Source organism: Variovorax paradoxus NBRC 15149 (assembly GCF_001591365.1).
In the GTDB taxonomy this organism is placed as follows: Bacteria; Pseudomonadota; Gammaproteobacteria; order Burkholderiales; family Burkholderiaceae_C; genus Variovorax; species Variovorax paradoxus.
The window spans coordinates 426,530-449,866 of the sequence record NZ_BCUT01000001.1 but is presented as its reverse complement, the minus strand read 5'-3'; the positions used below and the strand labels follow the sequence as shown (position 1 = coordinate 449,866).

Annotated in this window: 20 protein-coding genes; 18 read left to right on the top strand and 2 right to left on the bottom strand. The window is 65.8% G+C overall.

Features of this window, described 5'->3' with window-relative positions; genetic code table 11:
- Positions 1-99 precede the first annotated feature (99 nt).
- The 14 genes from VPA02S_RS02080 to VPA02S_RS02015 all read left to right on the top strand — a co-directional run bounded on the left by VPA02S_RS02080 (position 100) and on the right by VPA02S_RS02015 (position 17,486).
- Entirely contained in the window at positions 100-903 is an 804-nt protein-coding gene (locus VPA02S_RS02080) for an ABC transporter ATP-binding protein (protein WP_244883335.1), read from the top strand.
- The gene (locus VPA02S_RS02075) at positions 900-1,679 is read left to right on the top strand and encodes an ABC transporter ATP-binding protein (RefSeq protein ID WP_062361821.1); all 780 of its coding nucleotides are present in this window, start codon (positions 900-902) and stop codon (positions 1,677-1,679) included. Before VPA02S_RS02080 ends, VPA02S_RS02075 begins: the two co-directional genes overlap by 4 nt.
- The gene (locus tag VPA02S_RS02070) at positions 1,672-3,546 is read left to right on the top strand and encodes an AMP-dependent synthetase/ligase (RefSeq protein WP_244883333.1); all 1,875 of its coding nucleotides are present in this window, start codon (positions 1,672-1,674) and stop codon (positions 3,544-3,546) included. The genes VPA02S_RS02075 and VPA02S_RS02070 overlap by 8 nt, the downstream gene beginning before the upstream one ends.
- Positions 3,546-4,418, top strand: coding sequence for a branched-chain amino acid ABC transporter permease (locus VPA02S_RS02065; RefSeq protein WP_062361817.1), 873 nt, complete (start codon positions 3,546-3,548; stop codon positions 4,416-4,418). Before VPA02S_RS02070 ends, VPA02S_RS02065 begins: the two co-directional genes overlap by 1 nt.
- On the top strand, positions 4,418-5,464 hold the full coding sequence (locus VPA02S_RS02060) for a branched-chain amino acid ABC transporter permease (RefSeq protein WP_062361816.1): 1,047 nt from the start codon (positions 4,418-4,420) through the stop codon (positions 5,462-5,464). Before VPA02S_RS02065 ends, VPA02S_RS02060 begins: the two co-directional genes overlap by 1 nt.
- Before the next feature lie 36 nt (positions 5,465-5,500).
- A complete protein-coding gene (locus VPA02S_RS02055) occupies positions 5,501-6,664 on the top strand; it encodes an ABC transporter substrate-binding protein (protein WP_062361813.1) in 1,164 nt (387 codons plus the stop codon).
- A gap of 238 nt (positions 6,665-6,902) precedes the next feature.
- Positions 6,903-7,775 carry a branched-chain amino acid ABC transporter permease gene (locus tag VPA02S_RS02050; RefSeq protein WP_244883331.1) on the top strand — a complete coding sequence of 291 codons (873 nt, stop codon included), beginning with the start codon at positions 6,903-6,905 and terminating at the stop codon, positions 7,773-7,775.
- 1 nt (position 7,776) lies between these two features.
- Positions 7,777-8,853: a branched-chain amino acid ABC transporter permease gene (locus VPA02S_RS02045; protein WP_062361808.1), complete on the top strand. Its 1,077-nt coding sequence runs from the start codon at positions 7,777-7,779 to the stop codon at positions 8,851-8,853.
- Positions 8,850-9,653, top strand: coding sequence for an ABC transporter ATP-binding protein (locus VPA02S_RS02040; protein ID WP_062361805.1), 804 nt, complete (start codon positions 8,850-8,852; stop codon positions 9,651-9,653). Before VPA02S_RS02045 ends, VPA02S_RS02040 begins: the two co-directional genes overlap by 4 nt.
- Complete coding sequence (locus tag VPA02S_RS02035; protein ID WP_062361803.1) at positions 9,650-10,423, top strand: ABC transporter ATP-binding protein; 774 nt, start codon at positions 9,650-9,652, stop codon at positions 10,421-10,423. Before VPA02S_RS02040 ends, VPA02S_RS02035 begins: the two co-directional genes overlap by 4 nt.
- A gap of 2 nt (positions 10,424-10,425) precedes the next feature.
- Positions 10,426-12,282, top strand: a complete 1,857-nt coding sequence (locus VPA02S_RS02030; RefSeq protein WP_062361801.1) for an AMP-dependent synthetase/ligase — start codon at positions 10,426-10,428, stop codon at positions 12,280-12,282.
- A 32-nt stretch (positions 12,283-12,314) separates the two neighbouring features.
- The gene (locus tag VPA02S_RS02025) at positions 12,315-13,493 is read left to right on the top strand and encodes an ABC transporter substrate-binding protein (RefSeq protein ID WP_062361798.1); all 1,179 of its coding nucleotides are present in this window, start codon (positions 12,315-12,317) and stop codon (positions 13,491-13,493) included.
- Entirely contained in the window at positions 13,490-14,674 is a 1,185-nt protein-coding gene (locus VPA02S_RS02020; RefSeq protein WP_062361795.1) for a lipid-transfer protein, read from the top strand. The genes VPA02S_RS02025 and VPA02S_RS02020 overlap by 4 nt, the downstream gene beginning before the upstream one ends.
- Positions 14,675-14,732: 58 nt before the next feature.
- Positions 14,733-17,486, top strand: coding sequence for a winged helix-turn-helix domain-containing protein (locus VPA02S_RS02015; RefSeq protein ID WP_155736541.1), 2,754 nt, complete (start codon positions 14,733-14,735; stop codon positions 17,484-17,486).
- Between the two features lie 12 nt (positions 17,487-17,498).
- On the opposite strand, the gene VPA02S_RS02010 is transcribed toward VPA02S_RS02015, so the two are convergent.
- The gene (locus VPA02S_RS02010) at positions 17,499-17,951 is read right to left on the bottom strand and encodes a nuclear transport factor 2 family protein (protein ID WP_081247477.1); all 453 of its coding nucleotides are present in this window, start codon (positions 17,949-17,951) and stop codon (positions 17,499-17,501) included.
- A 149-nt stretch (positions 17,952-18,100) separates the two neighbouring features.
- On the opposite strand from VPA02S_RS02010, the gene VPA02S_RS02005 reads away from it, so the two are divergent.
- A complete protein-coding gene (locus VPA02S_RS02005) occupies positions 18,101-19,657 on the top strand; it encodes a long-chain-fatty-acid--CoA ligase (protein ID WP_174545046.1) in 1,557 nt (518 codons plus the stop codon).
- Between the two features lie 51 nt (positions 19,658-19,708).
- Here the strand turns inward: VPA02S_RS02005 and VPA02S_RS02000 are convergent, their stop codons facing one another.
- Entirely contained in the window at positions 19,709-20,302 is a 594-nt protein-coding gene (locus VPA02S_RS02000; RefSeq protein ID WP_062361790.1) for a TetR/AcrR family transcriptional regulator, read from the bottom strand.
- 154 nt (positions 20,303-20,456) lie between these two features.
- Here VPA02S_RS02000 and VPA02S_RS01995 point away from each other — a divergent pair, with 154 nt between their 5' ends.
- Genes VPA02S_RS01995 through VPA02S_RS01985 form a run of 3 tightly spaced genes read left to right on the top strand, consistent with a single transcriptional unit; the run spans position 20,457 to position 23,329 of the window.
- Positions 20,457-21,617 (top strand): acyl-CoA dehydrogenase family protein, encoded by a 1,161-nt coding sequence (locus VPA02S_RS01995; protein WP_062361787.1) that lies wholly within the window; start codon positions 20,457-20,459, stop codon positions 21,615-21,617.
- A gap of 57 nt (positions 21,618-21,674) precedes the next feature.
- Positions 21,675-22,469: an enoyl-CoA hydratase gene (locus VPA02S_RS01990; protein WP_062361784.1), complete on the top strand. Its 795-nt coding sequence runs from the start codon at positions 21,675-21,677 to the stop codon at positions 22,467-22,469.
- A gap of 50 nt (positions 22,470-22,519) precedes the next feature.
- Positions 22,520-23,329, top strand: coding sequence for an enoyl-CoA hydratase/isomerase family protein (locus tag VPA02S_RS01985; RefSeq protein ID WP_244883329.1), 810 nt, complete (start codon positions 22,520-22,522; stop codon positions 23,327-23,329).
- The last annotated feature ends 8 nt before the right edge of the window (positions 23,330-23,337 follow it).

Sequence of the window (23,337 nt, the reverse complement as noted above, 5' to 3'; positions counted from 1 at the left end):
CTGAACGCCACATTGCCAATGGATTCAATGCCCATGACAAGTCATCCCGCAACGCCGGGCCCGGTTTCATTGCAGCCCCCGAACACTGCATCGCATGCGATGGCAACACCGATGCTGGCCATCCGCAACATCCAGGTTGTGTACGGCGGTGCCATCGAGGCCGTGCGCGACGTGTCTCTCGAGGTGCCCGCCGGCCGGATCGTGGCCTTGCTCGGTTCGAATGGCGCTGGCAAGTCCACCGTGCTCAAGGCCGTCTCGGCCGTACTCGATGCCGAGGACGGGAAGGTCGAGAAGGGCTCGATCCACCTGCTGGACCAGTCGATCCAACAGGCAACGGCGCACGGCATCGTCGGCCTCGGCCTGGTGCAGGTGCCCGAAGGCCGGCGGCTGTTTGCGACGCTCACGGTTGAGGAAAACCTGATCGTCGGCGCGCACCTGCAGGACCGACGCGTCCTCGCCCAAGCGCGCGACTACGTGTTCGACCTGTTCCCGCGATTGGTCGAGAAGCGCCACCAGATCGCCGGTTACCTGTCGGGCGGCGAGCAGCAGATGGTTGCCATCGGCCGTGCGCTCATGAGCCGCCCAAGGATGCTGGCGCTCGACGAGCCTTCGCTCGGCCTGGCACCGCTGGTGGTGTCGGAGATCTTCGAGGCGATCCGGACCCTGCGCGACCGCAACGGGCTGACCATTCTGCTGGTGGAGCAAAACGCCAGCCGTGCGCTGGCCATCGCCGACTACGCCTACATCATGGAGAACGGCCGCGTGGTGCTGGACGGCACGCCCGAGGCGTTGGGCCGCAATGCCGACGTGCGCGAGTTCTACCTCGGCCTGAGCACGCAGCAGGGCCGCACCAGCATGCGCGACGTGAAGCACTACAAGCGCCGCAAGAGGTGGTTGTCATGAGCGCACCAATCCTGGACGTGCGCGGCGTGTCTCGCTCCTTCGGTGGCGTGAAAGCGGTCAACGACGTCAGCCTGCACGTCATGCCCGGCGAGATCGTGAGCCTGATCGGCCCCAACGGCGCGGGCAAGACCACCACCTTCAACCTGATCAGCGGCGTGCTGCAGCTGTCGGCCGGGCAGATCCTTTTCAAGGGCGAAGACACGGCGTCGCTGAAGTCGTCGGACTATGCGGCCGCGGGCATCGGCCGCACCTTCCAGAACCTGGCCTTGTTCCGCCACGGCACGGTGGTCGAGAACCTGCTGATCGGGCGTCACGTGCACTTCGACTACAGCGTGCTGGAGTCGCTGCTGTATTGGGGCCGCCCGCGCAACGCCGAGATCGCTGCGCGCCGCAAGGTCGAGCACATCATCGAGTTTTTGGAGATCGAGGAGCTGCGCGACAAGCCGGTCTCACAGCTGGCCTACGGCCAGCAGAAGCGGGTGGAACTCGGCCGCGCGCTGGCCTGCGAGCCTGCGCTGCTGCTGCTCGACGAGATCGTCGCAGGCATGAACCGCGAGGAGAAGGAGGACATCGCCCGATTCACGCTCGACATCCGCGACGAGTTCGGCGTGTCGGTGCTGATGATCGAACATGACATGCAGGTGGTGATGGACCTGTCGGACCGCATCTACGTGCTCGATTTCGGCAGCCTGATCGCGGAAGGAACGCCGCAGCAAGTGGCGGCCAATCCCCGTGTGCTGGCGGCCTACCTGGGGGGAGAAGCGAACCATGTCTGATTCGATGATTCCGCACGAGAGGCTCGCGCGCGGCGAGGCCACGCTGCCCGAACTGCTGCGGGCTCATGCTCGCACGCGAGGCGACCAGGTGGCCCTGCGCGAGAAGAACCACGGCATCTGGCAGGGCACGACGTGGGCCGGCTACGAAGCCGCGGCCCGGCACGTGGCGCTGGGTTTGATGAAGCTGGGGCTCGTGCGCGGCGACCGCATCATCATTGCGGCCGAGGACGTGCCGGCCTGGTTCTTCGCCGACCTTGGGGCACAGATGCTCGGCGTGCAGGTGGTCGGCATCTACCCGACCAATCCCTGGCCCGAAGTGCAGTACATCGCGCGCCATTGCCAGGCGAAGGTCGCCATCACCGGCGATCAGGAGCAGACCGACAAGGTGCTCGATGCGATGAAGGAGGGCGATGGCCTGCCTTTCCTCGAACACGTGTTCTGCGTCGACATGAAAGGCTTGCGCCGCTACGAGCCTGACCGGCCGCGAAGCTTCGATGCGCTGATCGAGCTCGGCCAGCTGCTGGAGGCGGAAGACCCGCTGGCCGCACAGCGGCTGGACGCGTCGATCGAGTCGCTGCTGCCCGACGACGTCAACATCCTGGTCTACACCTCAGGCACCACCGGGCCGCCGAAGGGCGCGATGCTGACGCACCGCAACTTCATCTACGGTGCCCACGCCTATGCAGCCGCGCGCGGCATGCTGGGCAAGCGTTTCGAGTCGGTCTGCTACCTGCCGCTGTGCCATGTGGCCGAGCGCAGCTATTCGACGGTGATGCATCTGCTGACGGGCGGCTGCGTGAACTTCGCGGAGTCGGTCGATACGGTGTCGGCGAACATCCGCGAGATCGCGCCCTCGTTCTTTCTCGGCGTGCCGCGGATCTGGGAAAAGCTGCAGCAGAACTTCGAGTTCCGCATGAAGGACAGCGGGTCCATTCCACACGCGATCTTCCGGAAGGGCATGCAGCGCGGACGTGTGCTATCGGACCGCCGTGCCGCCGCCGGTGGGCGTGTCGGGCTGGCCGATCGACTGGAGTTCGGCTTCTGGTATGCGCTGCTCTTTCGCAACATGCAGCGCCACATGGGCCTGAACCGCAGTCACACCCGCATGTGCGGTGGCGCCTCGGTGTCTCCGGAGACGCTGCGCTTCTTCGACATCATCGGCCTGCCGGTGGGGCAAGGCTACGGTCTGACCGAGTGCGGCGGCCTCGCTTTCGTGCAACTGCCCGATCGGCCCAATGTCGCGGGCAGCTGCGGTGTGCCGCTGCCCGGAACGGAGTGGAAGCTTGGCCCCGACAACGAGGTCTTCGTGCGCTCGGCGGGCGTGTTCAGGGGCTACCTGTTCGACGACAAGGGAACGCGGGATGTGCTGGACGCGGACGGCTGGCTCGCCACGGGCGACATCGTCGAGGTGCGGCCCGATGGCGAGATCGCTGTCGTCGACCGCAAGAAGGCCATCATCATCACCAGCGGCGGCAAGAACATCGCGCCCTCCGAGATCGAGAACGCGCTGAAGGACAGCCCGTTCGTGCGCGAGGCCATCGTCGTCGGCGAGGGCAAGAAGTTCCTCGGCGGCCTGATCCAGATCGACTTCGACAGCGTGGGCCGCTGGGCCGGCGAACGCGATCTGCAATACACGACCTACAAGTCGCTCGCCAGCCTGCCGGAGGTGCGAGAACTCGTGCAGAGCGTGGTCGACGCGGTGAACGCGCGATTCGCGCGGGTCGAGAACGTTCGCCGCTTCGTGATCTTCGACAAAGAGCTGGATCACGACGACGGCGAACTCACGGCCACGCAGAAGGTCCGGCGCGGGCTCATCAACCAGAAGTTCGCGCGCGAACTCGATCAGATCTATGGAGGGGCTACCTGATGGGCTATTTGTCCGAACTGGTGATCTCGGGGCTGGTGATCGGTGCCATCTACGGCCTGATCGCGATGGCCTTCTCGGTCATCTACAAGGCCACCGGCCTGGTCAACTTTGCGCAAGGCGAAGTGGGCATGCTGATCGCCTACCTGTCGTGGTCCTTCAGCACCACCTTCGGCACCGGAGCGCTCGGCGTGGTCGCCATGGCCGTGGTCGGCGGCATCGCGGTCGGGCTGCTGATCGAGCGCATCGTGATGCGGCCGATGCTGGGCGAGCCGGTGTTTTCGGCGGTGCTGGTGACGATCGGCCTGGCGGTGGTGCTGCGTTCGCTGGTGATCCTTGTCTGGGGCGCCTCGCCGCAGAAGCTGGACGTTGGCGCGGCCGATGCGGTGGTGCGCCTTGGCGACATCGGGTTGCGCAGCAGCCAGATCGGCGTGGTGGTCGTGTTGCTGCTGTGCGTGGCGGGCGTCTGGTTCTTCTTCCAGCGCAGTCGCTTCGGCATCGCGATGCGGGCGGTGGCGTCCGACGAGAAGACGGCACGGCTGATGGGCGTGTCGACAGCACAGGTGCAGGCGGTGGCCTGGGCGGCCTCGTCGGTCTTTGCTGGCTTGGCAGGCGTTTTCTTCGCCGTCATCTACAACCTGTCGCCCGAGCTGTTCGCGCTTGGCCTCAAGGCCTTCCCGGCCACGGTGCTCGGCGGGCTCGACGCCGTGATCGGCTCCGGCATCAGTGGCCTGGTGATCGGCGTGGCCGAGAACCTGGTGGGCGGCTACGTGTCTTCGACGCTGAAGGAAGTCGCGGGCTTCCTGCTGATTCTGGTCGTGCTGATGGTCAGGCCCTTCGGCCTGTTCGGCGAACGTGAGATTGAGAGGGTCTGATGCGCAGTGGTTTCTTCAAACAGGACTTCAGCGAGCTGGTCGCGCTGACGGATTCCCGCCTGGTCAAGACCTGGCTGGCCATCTTGGTCGCCGCACTGGTGGTGCTGCCGTGGGTGGCGAACGCCTACCTGCTGTCGCACATGACGGTGATCCTCTTCACGCTGGTAGCGGTGCTGGGGCTGAATGTGCTGACCGGCTTCACCGGCCTGATCTCGTTGGGCCACGTCGCCTTCCTGATGCTGGGCGCCTACGGCTATGCGATCGCGGTGAGCCGGTTCGGCTGGCATCCGCTATTGGCCTTCGGCATGGCGGGCGTTGTGCCGGCCGTGGCCGGGCTCGTGGTGGGCGTGCCGTCGCTGCGGCTCAAGGGACTGTACCTGGCGATCACCACATTGGCCTTCTCCTTCATCGTGAGCGCAGTGATCCTGGCGGGCGGAAAGTTCACCGGCGCGGCGCGTGGCATCCAGGTGCCGAGGCCGACGCTCTTCGGTATCAGCCTGGCCGACGACAAGTCGCTGTACGGCCTGTGCCTGGCCATTGCCGTGCTCACCGTGCTCGTCGTGCTGAACATCCGCCGCACGCGGCTCGGCCGAGCCTTCGTCGCGATCCGCGACAACGACATCGCCGCACGTGCGATGGGCATCAACCTGTGGCGCTACAAGCTGGTTGCATTCGTCATCAGCGCCTTCATCACCGGCATCGGCGGCGCGCTGATGGCGATCTACATCAACTTCGTGACGGTGGAGGGCTTTCCATTCCTGCTGAGCATCGAGGCACTCGCGATCATCGTGGTGGGCGGGGTCGGCTCGGTGCTGGGGGCCGTGCTGGGCACCGTTTTCATCGTCACGCTGCCCGAAGTGGTCGCCGCGTTGTTCGGCCTACTCGGCGGGCGCTATGCCGAGGTGCTGACCACCAGCGCGCACGAGGTCAAGAGCATGTTGTACGGCATCGCCATCATCGCGTTCCTGCGCTTCGACTCGCGCGGCTTGCTCGGTATGTGGCACGACTTGCGCCATCGCTGGATCCACTGGCCGCTGCGCTACTGAAGGCGCTGCTTCTTTCTATCGACAACGGAGACTCCCATGACATTCAAGAAGACCGCCATCGCCGCCCTCTGCGTGGCCTGCACAGTTTGGGCGTTGCCCGCACTCGCGCAGCAGCAGGGCGTGTCCGACACCGAGATCGTTGTCGGCGACATCCTGCCGCTGACCGGGCCGCCCGCGCTGCTGGGCGTGGCGCACAACATCGGCGTGAAGCTGGCCGTGGCCGAGGCCAATGCGGCCGGGGGCATCCATGGCCGCAAGGTGCGGCTGATTTCCGAGGACGATGGCTACGTGGTCTCGCGCACCATCCAGGGTGTGCGCAAGCTGGTCACGGTCGACAAGGTGTTCGCTCTGACCTCGCTGTCGGGCAGCGGCCAGGGCCAGGCGGCGTTGCCGCTGGTCAAGCAGCTGGGCGTGCCGGCGATCAGCACCATCAGCTTCTCCGACGACCTGCATACGCCTGTGGTCAAGAACGTCTTCGTGTTCGGCACAAAGCACCCGCTGGTGGCGGAACAGCTGACCGATGCGCTGGCTTCGCGCTACCCTGGCAAGAAGTGGGCGGCGGTGACTCAGGACGACGAGTACGGCGACCTGTCGCGCCAGGGCTTCGAGGCTGTGCAGAAGGCGAAGAAGCTCAACGTCGTTTCGACTGCGGTCTACAAGAAGGGCCAGGTCGACTTCTCGTCCGAGATGCTGCGCGCGAAGGAGGCCGGCGCTGAGGTGCTGTACGCGGGCGGGGTGGTAGGCGAGAACGTCGCCATGGCCAAGGAGCTGGAACGGCTGGGCCTGAGGATCCCGGTGGGCATCTCCTACGTGTCGCGCGTGCCGGTCGCGCTCAAGCTGATGGGCACCGCGGGCGACAACGTCTACGTGCTCGACTACGTGGTGGCCGAGGAAAGCGACAAGGGCAAGGCCTTCCTGGCCAAGGCCAAGGCGCTGCTCAGCGCGGACGACTTCGCCAAGATCAACCGCTTCACCTTCACCGGGTACGCGGGTGCCAAGACAATGTTCGAGGCCTTCGGCCGCTGCGGCAAGGCGCTGACCTGGTCCTGCACCGTGACGCAGCTCGAGGGAATCAAGGACTACGACACGGGTGTGATGTCGTCACCGGTGTCCTTCAGCCCCACCAACCACCTTTCGCTGCAGAAGCTGGTGCTCCTCAAGGCCAACCCCGCCACGCTGTCTTTCAAAGCCGTCGACTGAGCTGCGGCCGTGCCACGTGCACGGCCAGCGAGCCAAGCGCCGAACGCAGTCCGCAGCCGAAAGGCGGCGGGCTGTTTTCACTTGCGGCCGGGCTACGGGAATACACGCAGTCATGCCCGCGATGGATCGTCGGATCGGACGATTCCCAGGGCCTCGCGGGTCTTTAACTTAGCGAGGTCTGCAGGCATTGATGCTGCAGCCACCCCAACGACCGCCGGTTCTTGAAGGAGACAACTTTTTGCTGCTGCAAACCATCGTTGCAGGACTCGCGCAGGGATGCGTCTACGGGCTCATCGCGCTCGGGTTCGTGCTGATCTACAAAGCCACCGAGACAGTCAACTTTGCGCAGGGCGAGTTGATGATGCTGGGTGCGTTCGCCGGCTTCGCGGGCATGAGCGTCTTGCACCTGCCGTTCTGGGGCGCCGCCGTGCTCGCGGTGCTTGCGATGGGCGTCTTCGGCGTGCTCGTCGAGCGCCTGGTGATCCGGCCTGTGCTGGGCCAGCCGGCCTTCTCCATCGTGATGCTGACCTTCGGCATCGGCTACGTTGCGCGTGGCGCCATCACCATGCTGCCGGGCGTCGGCACCGACACGCATGCATTGGCGGCACCCTACAAGGGGGCGGCCTTCAACGCGGCCGGCCTGGCCCTTGTCGGTGAACAGCTGGCGGTGATCGCGGCCACCGCGCTGCTGTGCAGTGCACTCTGGTTGCTGTTTCGCTTTACCCGCATGGGCGTCGCGATGCAGGCGTCTTCGCAGAACCAGCTCGCTGCCTACTACATGGGCATTCCGGTGCAGCGCCTGAACGGCCTCGTCTGGGGCCTCGCTGCGGCGGTGGCCGCTGTGGCCGGCTTGTTGCTGGCGCCCATCACGTTCGTGCACGTGAACATGGGCTTCATCGGTCTCAAGGCCTTTCCGGCAGCCATCGTCGGCGGCTTCGGCAGCCTGCCCGGCGCGATCGTCGGCGGCTTGGTCATCGGGCTGGTCGAGTCGCTCTCCGGCTTCTATCTCCCCGAAGGCTTCAAGGACGTGATGCCGTATGCAGTGGTGCTGCTGATGCTGGCGGTCAAGCCGACCGGCCTGTTCGGCGGCAACGTTCGGAAAAAGGTCTGACATGCGCTTCATCTTCAAGACGGGCTATGACCAGGACATCGACCTGGCACGGCATGGCGGCCAGCGCTTCTGGTACGGGTTGCTCATGCTCGCGCTGCTCGCCGCGCCGTGGGTACTGCCCGACTATTGGCTGGCGCAGCTCGTGTTCATCTTCATCTATGCGATCGTCGCCGTCGGCCTGATGCTGCTGGCGGGCTTTACCGGCCAGTTCTCGATCGGCCATGCAGCCTTCATGGGCGTGGGTGCGTACGCCGAGGCCTACCTGATGGCAAGGGGCTGGCCGTTTCCGCTGTCGCTCGCCTGCGCCATGGGCCTGTCGGCTGCGGCGGGCGTGGTCGTCGGACTGCCGGCGCTGCGTGTCAAGGGCATGTACCTCGGCATCGCCACCCTGTCGTTTGGCTTCATCGTCGAAGAGGTGATGGCCCGCTGGGAAAGCGTGACGGGAGGCAGTGCCGGGCGCACGGTGCCGAGCCCTTCGATGTTCGGCTGGACCCTGGACGACTCGACCTCCTTCTACTTCCTGTGCCTGGCCTGCATGGTGGGCAGCACGCTGGCGGTGTTGAACCTGCTGCGCTCGCCGACCGGGCGCGCCTTCGTGGCGATTCGCGACTCGGAGGTTTCGGCGCAGAGCATGGGCATTCAGCTGGCGCGCTACAAGTCGTTGTCCTTTGCCATTTCGGCGGCGCTGGCCGGCCTCGGCGGTGCGTTGTACGCGCACAAGATCCAGTTCATCTCGCCCGAGCAGTTCAGCCTCGTGCAGTCGATCGATCTGTTGCTGATCGTGGTGATCGGCGGGCTGGGCTCGATGCACGGTGCGTTCCTGGGCGCGATCTTCCTGATCGTGATGCCGCAGCTCATCGGGCTTGCGAAGGGGGTGTTGCCTTCCGGGATCGGCGAGGCCGCCGGATTGCAGGGTTTCGTCTACGGCGTGGTGCTGATCGCCTTCGTGATGCTGGAGCCGATGGGCCTGTATGGCCGTTGGCTCAAGGTGCGCACCTGGCTGGAGTTGTACCCCTTCTACCGGCGCGGCATGTTCAAGCGCCAGAAATCCTTCCAGAAATCGGAGCGGCTGAAATGAGCGAGGTCATGCTTTCGGCCCGCGACCTCACGGTGCGCTTCGGCGGTGTGCTGGCGGTCAACAAGGTCAGCTTCGACGTGAAGCGCGGCGAAGTGTTTACGCTGATCGGGCCGAACGGTGCGGGCAAGACCACGGTGTTCAACCTGATCAGCCGCATCTACTCGCCGAGCGCCGGCAGCATCGATTTCGAGGGCCGCGCGCTGGCGGACGTGCCGCCGCACGGCGTCGCATCGCTGGGCATCGCGCGCACCTTCCAGAACATCGAGCTGTTCGAGCATGCGACGGTGCTGCAGAACCTGCTGATCGGCCGGCACATCCGCCGTTCGACCACGGTCTGGAGCGAGCTGCTCTTCACGCGCAAGGTGCGCGATGCCGAGCGCGAGACGCGGCGCAAGGTGGAGGAGGTGATCGAATTTCTCGAGCTCCAGCACCACCGCGATGCGCTGGTTGCCGGTCTGCCCTACGGCGTGCGCAAGGTGGTCGAACTGGCCCGGGCGCTGTCGACCGGCCCGAAGCTTCTGCTGCTGGACGAACCCTCGTCCGGCCTCAATGTCGAGGAGACCGGGGACATGGCGTTCTGGATCCAGGACATCCGGCGCGAACTGGGGGTGACCGTATTGATGGTGGAGCACGACATGGGGCTGGTGTCCAAGGTGTCGGACCGGGTGCTGGCAATGAACCAGGGCCAGGTGCTGGCGCTGGGAGGCCCGGCCGAGGTGCAGGCCGATCCGGCGGTCATCGAGGCCTACCTGGGCACGGTGGACGACGTGGCGTCGCTGCGCAGGGAGGTGGCGGCATGACCGAAGCCATCCTCACACTGGCGAACGTCGAGAGCGCCTATGGCCCCATCAAAGCCATCCGCGGCGTGAGCCTGGTCGTGACTGAAGGCCAGATCGTCACGGTGCTCGGCTCCAACGGCGCCGGCAAGACGACCATCCTCAAGACCATTTCCGGCATCATCGATCCGCGCAAGGGGAGCATCAGCTTCCGCGGCGAGGACATCACGGCGCGGGAGCCGAGCGAGGTGGTGCGCCTTGGGCTCAGCCACGTGCCCGAGGGCCGCGAGGTGTTTCCGCTGCTCTCGGTGCACGACAACCTGCTGATGGGCGCATACACCCGCAAGGACCGCGACGGTGTCGCGCGCGACATGGAGACGGTGTTCGGCTACTTCCCCATCCTGCGCGAGCGCGCACGGATCGACGCGGGGCTTCTGTCCGGCGGGCAGCAGCAGATGCTGGCGATTGCCCGTGCGATCCTCGCCGGGCCGGCGCTGATCCTGCTGGACGAACCCAGCCTGGGCCTGAGCCCCAAGCTGACCAAGGAGATCTTCGAGATCGTGGTGCGCATCAACCGCGAGCGCGGCACCACCATCTTGCTGGTCGAGCAGAACGCCAACATGGCGCTCAACGTGGCCGACCACGGCTACGTGTTGGAGAACGGCCGCATCGTGATGGAAGACCGTTGCAGCGTCTTGCGCGAGAAGGACGACATCAAGGAGTTCTACCTCGGCATGAAGGAAGCCGGAGCGCGCGGCGAGCGACGCTGGAAGAAGAAAAAGAACTGGCGATAAAAATGGCGAACCTCTGGAATCTCGATCACTTCAAACCACGGCACGACATCGTGGTGCCCGGCGATACGCTGCCCGCCATGTTCTGGAACGCGGTGGCCAAGCGAGGCGACACCATCCTCATGCGCCAGAAGGACTTCGGCTTCTGGCGCGGCTGGAGCTGGAACCAGGTCGCCACGGAAGTCCGCGAACTGACCATGGGCCTGGCTGCGCAGGGTCTGCAGCCGGGCGACTGCGTGTCGATCCTGGCGAACACGCGCATCGAGTGGGTCTGGTGCGACCTGGCGGTGCTGTCGGCGGGGGGCGTGGCCAACGGCATCTACCCGACCGATGCGGTCGAGCAGGTGCGCTTTCTCTGCGAGGATTCGTCGACCGTCCTGATTGTGGTCGAGGACGAGGAGCAGCTCGACAAGGTGCTCGAGGCGCGAGCGGGCCTGCCTTTGCTGCGCAGAATCGTTGTCATCGACTCGAAGGGCCTCGGCGAGTTCGATGACCCCATGGTGATCACACTCGATCGGCTGCAAGCCGAGGGCCGGGCCTTCGACAGCGCACATCCGGGTGAGTTCGAGCGCCGCTGCCAGTCTCGCAGCGCAGGCGACCTGGCGATACTGATCTACACCTCGGGCACCACCGGCAAGCCCAAGGGCGCGATGCACTCGCACCGCAGCCTTTTGACGGCGGTACACGGGCAGAATGCCACGCTGCCGCAAGACGAGCACGACGAGCGCATGTGCTTCCTGCCGCTGTGCCACGTGGCGGAGCGGGTCACGGGGCTGTATGCGTCGATCTACACCGGCACGCGCATGAACTTCGTGGAGAACCCCGATACCGTGCCCGAGAACGTGCGTGAGATCGCGCCCACGGTGTTCGGCGGCGTGCCCCGGCTGTGGGAGAAGTTCTATTCGGCCGTGACCATTTCCGTGAAGGAGGCGGGCCCGGTGCAGCAGGCCCTGTACGCATGGTCGCTGTCGGTCGGCCATGCGGTGACCGAGAAGGTGCTCAAGGGAGAGACCGTCGGCCCGTGGCTGCGGTTCAAGTACCGGGTTGCCGGCGTCGCGGCGCTGAACAACGTGCGGCGCTTCATCGGCATTCACCGCTGCCGCATCCTGGCGACCGGAGCGGCGCCCATCGCACCGGACCTCATCCGCTGGTATCTGGCCCTCGGCATCCCGATGCTCGAGGCCTGGGGCCAGACCGAGTCCTGCGGCATCTCCACGTCGATGCCGCCGCGCGGCATGCGCCTGGGCAGCATCGGCACCGCGAGTGTGTACAACGAGGTCCGGGTCGACGAGAGCACCGGCGAGCTGCTGGTGCGCGGTCCCAATGTCTTCATGGGCTACCTGAACCAGCCCGAGAAGACGGCCGAGACCATCGACGCCGACGGCTGGTTGCACACGGGCGACGTCGGCGTGGCGGATGCGGACGGCTACTTCCGCATCACCGACCGCATGAAGGACATCATCATCACCGCCGGCGGCAAGAACATCACGCCCAGCGAGTGGGAGAACGAACTGAAATTCTCCCCCTACGTGACGGATGCAGTGGTCATCGGCGATCGGCGTGCGTACCTCACCGCGATCGTGATGATCGAGCAGGAAAACGTCGAGAAGTACGCGCAGGATCACGATATTCCCTTCTCCAGCTATGCAAGCCTGACGCGAGCGCCCGAAGTGCTGGCGCTGATCCAGGCCGAGGTCGACCAGGTCAACAAGAAGTTCGCGCGCGTCGAGCAGATCAAGAAGTTTTTCCTGCTGCAGACGCAGCTCGGCGCCGAGGACGAAGAGCTCACGCCGACCATGAAGCTCAAGCGCAAGCTGGTGCAGACCAAGTACGCCGAGCGTATCGAGGCGATGTATTCCTGAAGCCAGACCCCCATCAATCAAGGAGACAAAGCATGAATTTCAATCACCTATTGACAATTCTCGCAGCGCTGCTCGCAGTGGCCGGACAGGCCGCGACGGCGCAGCAACAGGGTGTGACCAAGGAAGAGATTCTGATCGGTACCATCCAGGACCTTTCAGGTCCGCTGGCGGGCTACGGCAAGGACCTGCGCAACGGCATGAACCTGCGCGTTGCCGAGGTGAACGAGCAGGGTGGAGTCAACGGCCGCAAGATCAAGCTGCTGGTCGAGGACAGCGGCTACGACCCGAAGCGCGCGGTGCTGGCCGTCCAGAAGCTGGTGACGCAGGACAAGGTCTTTGTCATTGCGGGCCTGCTCGGCACGTCCAGCAACAACGCCGCGCTGCCGGTGCTGATGCAGCGCGGCGTCATCAACTTCTTTCCGATGGCGCTGGCCCGCGAAATGTACGAGCCGGTCAACAGGCTCAAGTTCGCCTTCGTCTCGTCCTATGTCGAGCAGATGGTGAAGGCCGTGCCCAAGCTCTATCGCGAGAAGAAGGCGACCAGGGCCTGCACGATCTACCAGGACGACGAGTTCGGGCTGGAGGTGATGCGCGGCGCCGAGCTGGGTCTGAAGACGATCAACGTGGAGTTTGCCGAGCGCACCACCTACAAGCGCGGTGCCACCGACTTCTCGTCGCAGGTGGCGCGCATGAAGGCCGCGAACTGCGACTTCATCGTGATGGGGACGCTGATCCGCGAATCGGTCGGCACCATCGCCGAGGCTCGCAAGCTGGGCTACAGCCCGACCATGATCGCTTCGGTGTCGGCGTACACCGACCTGATCCCCAAGCTCGGCGGCAAGGCGATGGACGGCTTCTACGCCACCATGAGCGCCCAGCATCCCTATGAAGACGACGCATCGGCACCGCTGCGCTTCTGGGCCAACAAGTACAAGACCAGCTTCACCGATTCGCCCACGGTGTTCTCGGTCTACGGCTACGTGATCCTCGACAGGCTCATCAGCGCCATGCAGAAGACCGGACCGAACCTCACGACCGATGGCCTGTCGAAGACCATGGAATCGATGCGCGTGCCCTCGGACATCTTCGGCATGCCGGAGATGAGCTGGTCGCCGGCCAATCACCTGGCGTCCAGCGAGTCGCGCCTGTCGCAGCTGCAGGATGGCCGGTGGAAGGTGGTGCTCGACTACGCGCAGATGAGCGCCAAATGAGCCGGGCCGTGCACGTGGCCGGGGTCGGCATGATCCCCTTCGCCAAGCCGGGTGCCAGCGACCCGTATCCGCTGCTCGGCGCACGCGCGGCCAAGGCAGCGCTGGCCGATGCAGGCGTCGACTACCAACGCATCGATCAGGTCTACGCCGGCTATGTGTACGGCGACTCCTGCAGCGGCCAGGCTGCGGTCTATCACCTGGGCCTGACCAGCGTCCCGGTGATCAACGTCAACAACAACTGCGCCACCGGCTCGACCGCGCTCTACCTGGCGCGCCAGGCGATTGCCAGCGGGGCGGCCGAATGCGTGCTGGCGCTCGGCTTCGAGCAGATGCAGCGCGGCGCCCTCGGCACGCACTTTGCCGATCGGCCGGACCCGTCGCAGCGGCTGCTCGACGCGATGCAGGCCACGCAGGGCACCGGTCCGCCGGCGCCGATTGCGGCACAGCTCTTTGGCGGCGCTGGTCGCATGCACATGCAGCTCTACGGGACGCTGCCCGAAACCTTCGCACGCATCGCCGTGAAGGCACGCCGGCATGCCCAGCACAATCCGAATGCCATCTTTCGCGCGCCGCTTACGCTCGACGAGGTGATGGCGTCGCCGATGGTGTTCGATCCGCTCACGCGCCTGCAGTGCTGCCCGCCGACCTGCGGCGGCGCGGCGGCGGTGCTGTGCTCCGAGGATTTCGCCAAGCGCTACGGGCTGGACCGCAGCGTGGTCATCCGGGCACAGGCCATGACGACCGACGGCAACAGCAGCTTCGACGAGAACGACATGCGCAAGCTGGTCGGCTACGACATGGCGCGCAAGGCCGCGCGGCAGGTGTACGAAGCGGCCGGCATCGGGCCGGAAGACATTCCGGTGGCGGAACTGCACGACTGCTTCACCGCCAACGAACTGATCACCTACGAGGCGTTGGGCTTCGCACCCGAGGGCGGCGCGGAGCAGTTCATCGCGGACGGCGACAACACCTATGGCGGCAAGGTCGTGACCAATCCGTCGGGCGGCTTGCTCTCGAAGGGGCATCCGCTGGGAGCGACCGGGCTCGCGCAATGCGCCGAACTGGTGTGGCAACTGCGCGGGCAGGCGGCCGCACGGCAAGTCGAAGGCGCGCGTTGGGCATTGCAGCACAACCTGGGGCTCGGCGGCGCCTGCGTGGTGACGCTCTACGCGCGGACTTAGGGATGGCCCAGTGCCAATTCGCGCAGGGCGCCGGTAAGCTCGTGCCATGGTCGAACCCGTGCCCCTTCCCGTCCTTGAATCGCTGATGTCGCGGCGTGAGACCCGGTCGGCGTCACCGCTCGCATCCAAGCTCAACGCACCGCAGCCGACACCCTTCGAGGTGGCCCGCACCGAGATCTGCGAGGCCATCTTCAATGCGGGCGCGGCCAAGCTGGTGTTGCTGCGCGCACCCGCCGGCTTCGGCAAGACCACGGTCATGCTGCAGGTGCGGCGCCGCTTCGACGAGGCGGGCGTGCCCACCGCATGGCTCACGCTCGATCGCGCTGACAACGACGTGGGCCGCTTTCTCGCCGTGCTGGCCTCGGCACTCGATCCGCTGGTGCCCGGGCTCGCCCAAGCCGCTTCCGCCACAGCGGGCGCGGGGCCGGACGGCATGGCCTTTGCGCTGATCGACCGCGTGGCCGCGCATCCGACGCCTTTCGTGCTGTTCCTCGACGACTTCGAGGTACTGCAGAGCCCGGCGGTTGTCGGGCTCGTCAACGAACTGATCGACCAGCTGCCGCGCGGCGTGCAGGTGGCGGTAGGCTCGCGCGGCGTCCCCGAACTCAGCCTCGGCCGCCTGCGCGCGCGCGGCCGGCTGCTGGAAGTGCAGCCGAAGCAGCTGCGTTTCTCGGTGGCCGAAACCGATGGCTTCCTGCGCCAACGCCGCGGCCTGGTGCTGGCGCAGGAAGACGTGGTGCGTCTGCACCGCAGCACCGATGGCTGGGCAGCGGCGCTGTGGCTCGCGTCGGTATCGCTCGAGCATCGCGAGCATCCCGGTCGCTTCATCGCCGGCTTCTCTGGCTCGAACGCCGCCGTGGTGGACTACCTGGTGGAAGACGTGCTGTCGCGCCAGACAGAGGACGTGCGCGGCTTCCTGCTGCGCACCAGCATCCTGGGCGACCTGAATGCGGCGCTTTGCAACGTAATCTGCGCGCGCGATGACAGTGCCGCCATGCTGCATGCGCTCGAGCAGGCCAACCTTTTCCTCATCCCGCTGCAGGTCGATGGCGGTGGCTACCGGTACCACGCGATGTTCGCGGAGTTCCTTCGCACCCAGCTGTTGCGCCAGCATCCGCAGGAGATTGCGGTGCTGCACCGCGCGGCTTCGCACTGGTTCCTCGACCAGGGGCGCCCGGTGCCCGCCATCGAACATGCGTTGGCCGCGCAGGACCTGCCGCTTGCGATGGAACTGCTCGGGACGCATGCGCAGGGCCTGCTCGACCAGGGACGCGTGCGGCTGCTGTCGCGCTGGCTCGACCCGCTGCTCGAACGCGGGCAGCTCGATGCGCATCCGATGCTGCAAGTGGTGCATGCCTGGGCTGTGTGCTTCGCGCGCGGACCGCGCGCTGCCGCGACGCTGCTCGACCGGCTCGAAGCACGCGCCGATCCGTCAATCCAAGTGCTCGCGCACCGCGATGCCATGCGTCCGCTCTTCATGGTGCTGACCGACCGTACCGACGAGGCGATGCCGCTGGCCACTGCGCTGCTCGACGGCCTGCCGCAGAGCGTCGCTTTCGTGCGTGGTTTCCTCCAGGTTGTGTTGGCCAATCTGGCGATGATCGCCGGACGCTATCACGAGGCGCTGCGCTTCGCCGACGCCGTGCGCAGCCACCGGCCCGAGCACAGCAGCAGCTTCAATTTCACGCTTTCCGATGCCGTCGAAGGCGCGGTGGACCTCACGCAGGGCCGACTGCGCAAGGCGATCCCGAGGCTGCGGCTGGCGGTGAGCGCTGGCACGATCGATGCGTCGCGCGCCACCAACGGCAACGCGATGGCGGGCGTGTTGCTGGCCGAAGCGTTGTACGAAGCCGACCAGTGCGCGCAGGCCGAGCGCCTGCTGGCCGTGTACATCCCGCTGATCCGGCGCGTCGGCATCCCGGACCAGCTGATCATTGCGCACGTCGTGATGGCCCGCATCGCCTACGGGCGCGGCGATGGCGAGCGGGCGCAGCAACTGCTGACCGAGCTCGAACACATCGGCCATCGCGACAGCCTGCCGCGGGTGCTGGCATCGGCGCGGCTCGAGCGTGTGCGCTTGCTGGTCGTGGAAGACCGCCTGGCGCGCGCGCGTGCCGAACTCGACCGCTGCGGCGACAAACTTTTGTGGGCGCGCGTGTCGCAGCTGTCCCTGCGCGCCAACGAGGTCGAGACGCACGAGCTTGCGGTGGCGCGCTGGTCGGTGCAGAGCGGCCATCCACACGAGGTGCTGCACAGCCTGCGCAGCGAACTCGACTTGGCCGAGCGGGCCCAGCGCGAGCGCCGTGCGCTGACCCTGCGCCTGCTGCTGGCGCAGGCGCTCTACCGCGACGAACAGCGCAACAAGGCAATGCGGGTGCTGGCCAAGGCGGTGCGCTTCGCGGCGGCGGAAGGCTATGTGCGTGCTTTTCTGGACGAAGGACGCCTGCTGCTCGCAATGCTGCGCGAACTGCGCGCCGTATCGACGGTGCTGCTGGAGGAGGGCGGCGAGGCGGTGACCGCCTTTGTCGACCAGTTGCTGCGAAATGCCGCGCCCGACGGGGCGCAGCCTGCCTCCGATACGCCGGTGCGGCAGCCTGCGAGCGCGGCCGGTGCCAGCGAGTTGCTGACCCGCAAGGAAGTGCAGGTGCTCGGGCTGGTGGCCGAGGGCCTGTCTAACGACCAGATGGCCGAACGCCTTTTCGTCGCCGAGACCACGGTGCGCACCCATCTGCGCAACATCAACGTGAAGCTCGACGTGCGCAACCGCATGGAAGCGATTGCGGTCGCGCGCCGCCGTGGCGTACTGGTCTGAAGCGTCGCCAACTCAGCTGGCCGCCTTCGCGATTCCGAGTTGGCGCGTCAGCGTGAGCAGGTCGTAGTAGTCGCGGTGGTACGTGATCTCGCCTTGCGCGTTCGCTCGGCAGATTGCCGCACCGGGGATTTCGTAGCGTTTGTGGGCCGCCGGATAGACCACGCCGTCGATGCGGATCGGGCCGTCGGCCAGTCCAGTCCAGACCCATTCGAGCGCGAAGCCGTCAGCGGTGCCGCATTCGCTCACATATTCGATCTTCACGCCGCTTGAGAATGCATGCATGAACTTCGAGAAGCGCATGATTTCCCGGCGCCCGTTGTAGCTGTGCTGATAACTCGATTCCACGTAGCAGCCGTCTTCGCTGAAATAGTTGCCGAGCAGCGCGGCATCGCCGCTGCTCCACACGTCGCCATAGGCAGCCAGGAAGCCGGGCTGACCGTAGGGGATCATCTTAAGGGGTTGCATGGACTCGTCTCCAATCTCGGGTTGAGGGGTGTCGGTTCGACACGTTGATTCTTGCAAGCCCGGTGCACCGCAATGTCGTCGGATGCGACGATATGGCGAGCCGGTTTGACGTAGAAACTCTGTTCTCGCACAGACCGAGAGACATCCCCATGCATCTGACACAAGCCCTGCACAAGGCACGCCGTGAGCACCCCGACCGCACCGCCCTGGTGTGCGCGCAGCGTCGCACCGGCTATGCCGAATTCGGCGACCGCGTCGAGCGAGTCGCCGGCGCGCTGCAATCGCTTGGTTTGCAGCCGGGCGACCGGGTCGCCTTTCTTGGTTACAACAGCGATTTCGCTGTGGAAGCCTTTTACGCGAGCTGGTGGGCCGGTGCCGTGCTGGCGCCCGTCAACTGCCGATGGAGCATCGAGGAGATGGCGTTCTCGCTGGTCGACTGCGGCGCGCGCGTGTTGGTCGTTGACGAACAGTTCGCGCCCCTGGTGGAGCCTCTGCGGGCCCGCGTGCCGACGCTGGAGACCGTGATCGGCGTAGGCGCCACGCAGGCGTTCAACGGCACCGTGTCTTATGAGGCGCTGATCGCTGGCGCCACGCCCGTGGCCGATGCGCGGCGCCATGGCGACGATGCTGCGGTGCTGTTCTACACGGGCGGCACCACCGGCCGCTCCAAGGGCGTGCTGCTCTCGCATGCCGGGCTCTACACGACCACGCTGGCGTCGATTGCCATCGGGCAGCGCGCGCCCGGCGTCGCATGCCTGCATGCCTTGCCGATGTTCCACGTGGCTGGCTTGGCGATGATGCTGCAGGCCATGGTCGCGCAGGACACGCAGATCCTACTGCCGGCCTTCGACCCGGCCGCCTTTATCGAGTTGATGGAACGCGAACACGTGGTGGAAGCCGCCCTGGTGCCCACCATGATCCGTCGCCTGATCGACCATCCGGCACTTGTCGGCCGTACGCTTGACAGCCTGGAACGGCTCTACTACGGCGGCTCGTCGATCGACGGCACGCTGCTGGAGCAGACCATCGAGAGGCTGCCGCACCTTAGCCTAACGCAGTTCTACGGAATGACCGAGACCTCCGGCATCGCGGTCGCGCTGCCGGCCTGGTGCCATGGCGAGGAAAGCCGCGCCCAGGGTCGGCACCTGGCGGCTGGGCTGCCGACCGCCTGCATGGAGGTCCGCATCGCCACGCCGAATGGCGAGGAATGCGCGCGCGGCGAAGTTGGGGAAGTCTGGCTACGCGGTCCGGGTGTGATGCTGCGTTACTGGGGGCTGCCCGAGGCCACTGCACAGGCGCTGCAGAACGGCTGGATGCGTACCGGTGACGGCGGCCGCATCGATGGCGATGGCTTGCTCTACATCGTCGACCGCCTCAAGGACATGATCGTCACGGGCGGCGAGAATGTCTACTCTACGGAGGTGGAGAACGCCGTGCTGTCGTTGCCCGGCGTGGCGCAGTGCGCAGTGCTGGGCGTGCCCGACAAGGACTGGGGGGAGAGGGTGCATGCCGTGCTGGTGTTGCAGCCGGGCGCGACGGTCGATGCGGCGGCCGTCGTCGCGCACTGCAAGCAACTGATCGCTGGATACAAGTGCCCGCGCAGCATCGAGTTCCGCGCGGAACTCCCGGTTTCGGGCGCTGGAAAGCTGCTCAAGTACAAGCTGCGCGAGGCCTATTGGACCGGTCGCGAGCGCCAAGTCGCATGAAAGAGCTGATGGGGCGCGACCTGTGGGCGGCCCCTTCGGACGGTCAGCCCGTCAACTCTTCTCGGCGAGAAAGCCGGTCAGGAACAGCCTGGAGATTCGGTCGCACAGTTCCTGCGGCTTCATGGTGCCGGCAGGCTTGTACCAGGTGTCTGTCCAGTTGAGCATGCCAAGCAGCAGCATGGTGTAGGGCTTGTAGGCGTCTTCGGAAAGCTTGGGATTGAGCTCCCGAAGCAGGCTGGCCGCCAGTTCCGTGACCCGGGTTTCCAGCGCGAGCAGGGGGTTCTGCAGGTTTTTCGGCAGGAACTTGACGTCGTTCATTGCGCTCAGGTGGCGGCGGCGCGACTGCGCTGACTTCTGGACATAGACCTCCACGAAGGCGGCGAATCGCTGCTGGGCAGTTCCAGCCTGCGCCGTGATCTCCTCGATGCTGGCAATCAGATTCTCCAGATGCTCTTCCAGCATGGCGAAGAGCAGGTCGTCCTTGGCCGGGAAGTAGTGGTAGAGCATCGACTTCGTGGCACCGCAGGCCTTGGCGATGTCCTGCATCTTGGCGTTCGGATATCCCACCTTCGCGAACAGGCTGGCAGCGCTGTCCAGGATCGACTGGGTCTTCGCATCGTAATCATCGGCGCGAATGCGTGGCATGTGCTTTTCTCATGGAAGTCTTCGAGGTGCGGGCGGGTGCAAGGCGACAGATGGTAACTGCTGGTTCTGCCATTCGCACGAGCCACCGATCAGCAATATAAAATATAACCCGACGCGTCGGACTATAATAAAATATTGAACCTCAGGATGCTCCATGAACGATTTCGAATTCAACGAACCCGATCTCCTCGACGAAGACATGCGCATGGTGCGCGCCCAGGTGCGCCGCTATGTGGAAGAAGTGATCGTGCCGCAGGCTGACGCCTGGGAGCAGGCCGGCGAGATTCCCCGCAAGGCTTTCCGCGACTTCGGCGAGCTCGGCTTCCTGGGCATGCGTCACCCGGTCGAGTACGGCGGCGGTGGGCTGGGGGCGATGAGCTCGGTGATCCTTGGCGAAGAGCTTTCCCGTTGCACCTTCGGCGGGGTGGCAAGCGCCTTCACCGTTCACAGCGACATGTCGATCGGCCACATCGCGCACCGCGGCACGCACGAGCAGAAGCAGCGCTACCTGCCGGCCGCCTGTGCGGGCGAGAAGATCGGCGCGGTTTGCGTGACCGAGGCGCATGCGGGGAGCGATGTGGCGGGCATCAAGACGCGAGCCGTACGCACCGCTGACGGATGGACGATCAACGGCTCCAAGACTTACATCACAAACGGCGTGTACGGCGACATCTATATCGTCGCCGCGCGCACCGAGCCGGCCGCCAAGGGCAGCCGCGGCATTTCGCTGTTCATCGTCGAGAAGGGCAATCCGGGCCTGAAGGTCACGCGCAAGTTCGACAAGCATGGCTGGCGCGCGTCCGACACGGCGGAGCTGTTCCTCGACGACCTAAAGCTGCCCGAGGACGCGCTGCTGGGAGAGGAGGGCAAGGGCTTCTACTACATCATGAGCACCTTCCAGAACGAGCGGCTGGTGGCAGGTGCGATGAGCGTGGGCCAGATGGTCAAGGGTATCGAGCTGACGCTCGACTACGTCAGGCAGCGGCAGGCTTTCGGCAAGTCGCTGTGGGAACAACCGGTGGTGCGGAACAAGCTGGCCTCGATGGCATCGAAGACCTTTGCCTGTCGCAGCATGGTCTATTCCTGCGCGCAGATGATCGACGAGGGCAAGGACGTCGTCCGTGAGGTCTCGATGGTCAAGGCGTTCGTGTGCGAGAGCCTGCAGGAGGTACTGTACGGCTGCCTGCAGTTGCATGGCGGCACGGGTTACATCACAGGCACGCCGATCGAGCGAATGGCGCGGGACGCACGCATCCTGACCATCGGCGGCGGCGCCACCGAGGTCATGCTCGAGGAAGTGGCCAAGCGCATGTGAACCCGGTCGGCTTGCCCGACTGCGGCTCACGAAGGACAAGCACAAAGGAGTTGATCCATGGCCCGCTATCCGCTGCAGGGCGACAGCCTGCGCGTCGAAGTCGCTGAAGGCATCGCCACCATCACGCTCAATCGGCCGAGCCAGCACAACGCGCTCTCGCGCGAGTTGCGCGCCAACCTGCTGACGGCACTTCGCGCCTTGCAGGACGACGACGAGGTCGGCGTCGTCATCCTCACCGGCGCGGGTGACAAGTCCTTCTCGGTTGGCGCGGACCTGAAGGAAATGCAGGTCGCCCAGCTCGGTGCTGACGAGCTGGGGCCAGCCGCGCCCATGATGCAGGCTTTCGCTGCGTTGACGAAGCCGACGATTGCGGCGATCAACGGCTTTGCGATCACCGGTGGCTTCGAACTGGCCATTCACTGCGACATCCTTGTGGCTTCCACGCGGGCGCAGTTTGCCGACACGCATGCCCGCGTCGGGCTGGTATCAGCCTGGGGCCTGTCGCAGTATCTGCGCGAACTCATCGGGCCGGTTCGTGCGCGCTACCTGAGCTTCACCGGCAACTACCTGGATGCCGCCACCGCCAAGGCGTGGGGCCTTGTGCTCGACGTGGTCCCGCCCGAGGAGCTGATGCCGTTCTGCCACCGCATTGCGCAAGACATCCTGGAATGCGACTCGGCAACCGTTCGCGACCTGAAACGCGCCATCGACGGCGGGCTGCACGGTACGCTGGACGAAGGTCTTGCGCTGGAAGGCGAGCTGGCGCGGGCCTGCCTTTCGCGGTTCGACGCGGGCGGCTTCGGCGAGCGCCGTGCCATGGTGATGCGCCGCGGCCAGCGTCAGGCCACTTGAAGGATTCGTCGGATGCGACGATACCTCCCGCAGCCGCCGCAGCGACAGTCATGGCCATGACAGAAACATCGCATCAAGCCAGCGCAGCCGTCGCCAAAGCCGGCATCGAGCTGCATCGGGACGGCGACGTCGCCACCCTGCTGCTGGACCTGGCGCAACCCAAGAACAGCTTTCGCGCACCCGACGTCGAGCGTCTCGACGCGATGATCGACGAGGCGGTGAAATCCGGGGCGCGCTGTCTGGTGATCCGCGGCGCGGGCGGCGTCTTTTCCGCCGGGTGGGACATTGGCTCGATCGATCCGGCCGCCGACGACCCGATGGCGGTGATCGCCAACGTCGTCGGTCCCTTCTGCCGCAAGCTGCGCGAGCTGCCGGTGCCCACCATCGCCGCGGTGGCCGGCCCGGCGCTCGGCTTCGGGCTTGGCCTGGCGCTTTGTTGCGACGTTTGCCTGGCCGACGGCGATGCGCTCTTCGGCAGTCCGTTCCGTCACATCGGCATGGTGCCGGACACCGGGGCCCATTACTTCCTGCTGAGCCGCCTCGGCTATCCGATGGCTGCGGAGCTGATCTACACCGGCCGCATGGTCGGCGGGGAGGAGGCGGCCCGGCTGGGGCTGATCAACCGCGCCGTCGCCAATGGCGGGGTCGCCGCAGAGGCGCATGCGCTGGCACAGAACATCGCCAGCGGGCCGACCGAGGCGTTCCGATTGTCCAAGGAGATCCTCCTGCAGGGGAGTGACTTCGAGGAAATGGTTGCCCACGAGGGGCGCCAACTTCGCAAGGTGTTCGCGACCGCTGACCTGCATGAAGGCATCGCCGCCTTCCAGCAGCGTCGCAAACCCCGTTTCACTGGCGCCTGATGGCGCCG

Coding starts and splice junctions, on each gene's coding strand:
- VPA02S_RS02080 (WP_244883335.1), top strand. CDS start 100: ATGGCAACACCGATGCTGGCCATCCGCAACATCCAGGTTGTGTACGGC.
- VPA02S_RS02075 (WP_062361821.1), top strand. CDS start 900: ATGAGCGCACCAATCCTGGACGTGCGCGGCGTGTCTCGCTCCTTCGGT.
- VPA02S_RS02070 (WP_244883333.1), top strand. CDS start 1,672: ATGTCTGATTCGATGATTCCGCACGAGAGGCTCGCGCGCGGCGAGGCC.
- VPA02S_RS02065 (WP_062361817.1), top strand. CDS start 3,546: ATGGGCTATTTGTCCGAACTGGTGATCTCGGGGCTGGTGATCGGTGCC.
- VPA02S_RS02060 (WP_062361816.1), top strand. CDS start 4,418: ATGCGCAGTGGTTTCTTCAAACAGGACTTCAGCGAGCTGGTCGCGCTG.
- VPA02S_RS02055 (WP_062361813.1), top strand. CDS start 5,501: ATGACATTCAAGAAGACCGCCATCGCCGCCCTCTGCGTGGCCTGCACA.
- VPA02S_RS02045 (WP_062361808.1), top strand. CDS start 7,777: ATGCGCTTCATCTTCAAGACGGGCTATGACCAGGACATCGACCTGGCA.
- VPA02S_RS02040 (WP_062361805.1), top strand. CDS start 8,850: ATGAGCGAGGTCATGCTTTCGGCCCGCGACCTCACGGTGCGCTTCGGC.
- VPA02S_RS02035 (WP_062361803.1), top strand. CDS start 9,650: ATGACCGAAGCCATCCTCACACTGGCGAACGTCGAGAGCGCCTATGGC.
- VPA02S_RS02030 (WP_062361801.1), top strand. CDS start 10,426: ATGGCGAACCTCTGGAATCTCGATCACTTCAAACCACGGCACGACATC.
- VPA02S_RS02025 (WP_062361798.1), top strand. CDS start 12,315: ATGAATTTCAATCACCTATTGACAATTCTCGCAGCGCTGCTCGCAGTG.
- VPA02S_RS02020 (WP_062361795.1), top strand. CDS start 13,490: ATGAGCCGGGCCGTGCACGTGGCCGGGGTCGGCATGATCCCCTTCGCC.
- VPA02S_RS02010 (WP_081247477.1), bottom strand. CDS start 17,951: ATGCAACCCCTTAAGATGATCCCCTACGGTCAGCCCGGCTTCCTGGCT.
- VPA02S_RS02005 (WP_174545046.1), top strand. CDS start 18,101: ATGCATCTGACACAAGCCCTGCACAAGGCACGCCGTGAGCACCCCGAC.
- VPA02S_RS02000 (WP_062361790.1), bottom strand. CDS start 20,302: ATGCCACGCATTCGCGCCGATGATTACGATGCGAAGACCCAGTCGATC.
- VPA02S_RS01995 (WP_062361787.1), top strand. CDS start 20,457: ATGAACGATTTCGAATTCAACGAACCCGATCTCCTCGACGAAGACATG.
- VPA02S_RS01990 (WP_062361784.1), top strand. CDS start 21,675: ATGGCCCGCTATCCGCTGCAGGGCGACAGCCTGCGCGTCGAAGTCGCT.
- VPA02S_RS01985 (WP_244883329.1), top strand. CDS start 22,520: ATGGCCATGACAGAAACATCGCATCAAGCCAGCGCAGCCGTCGCCAAA.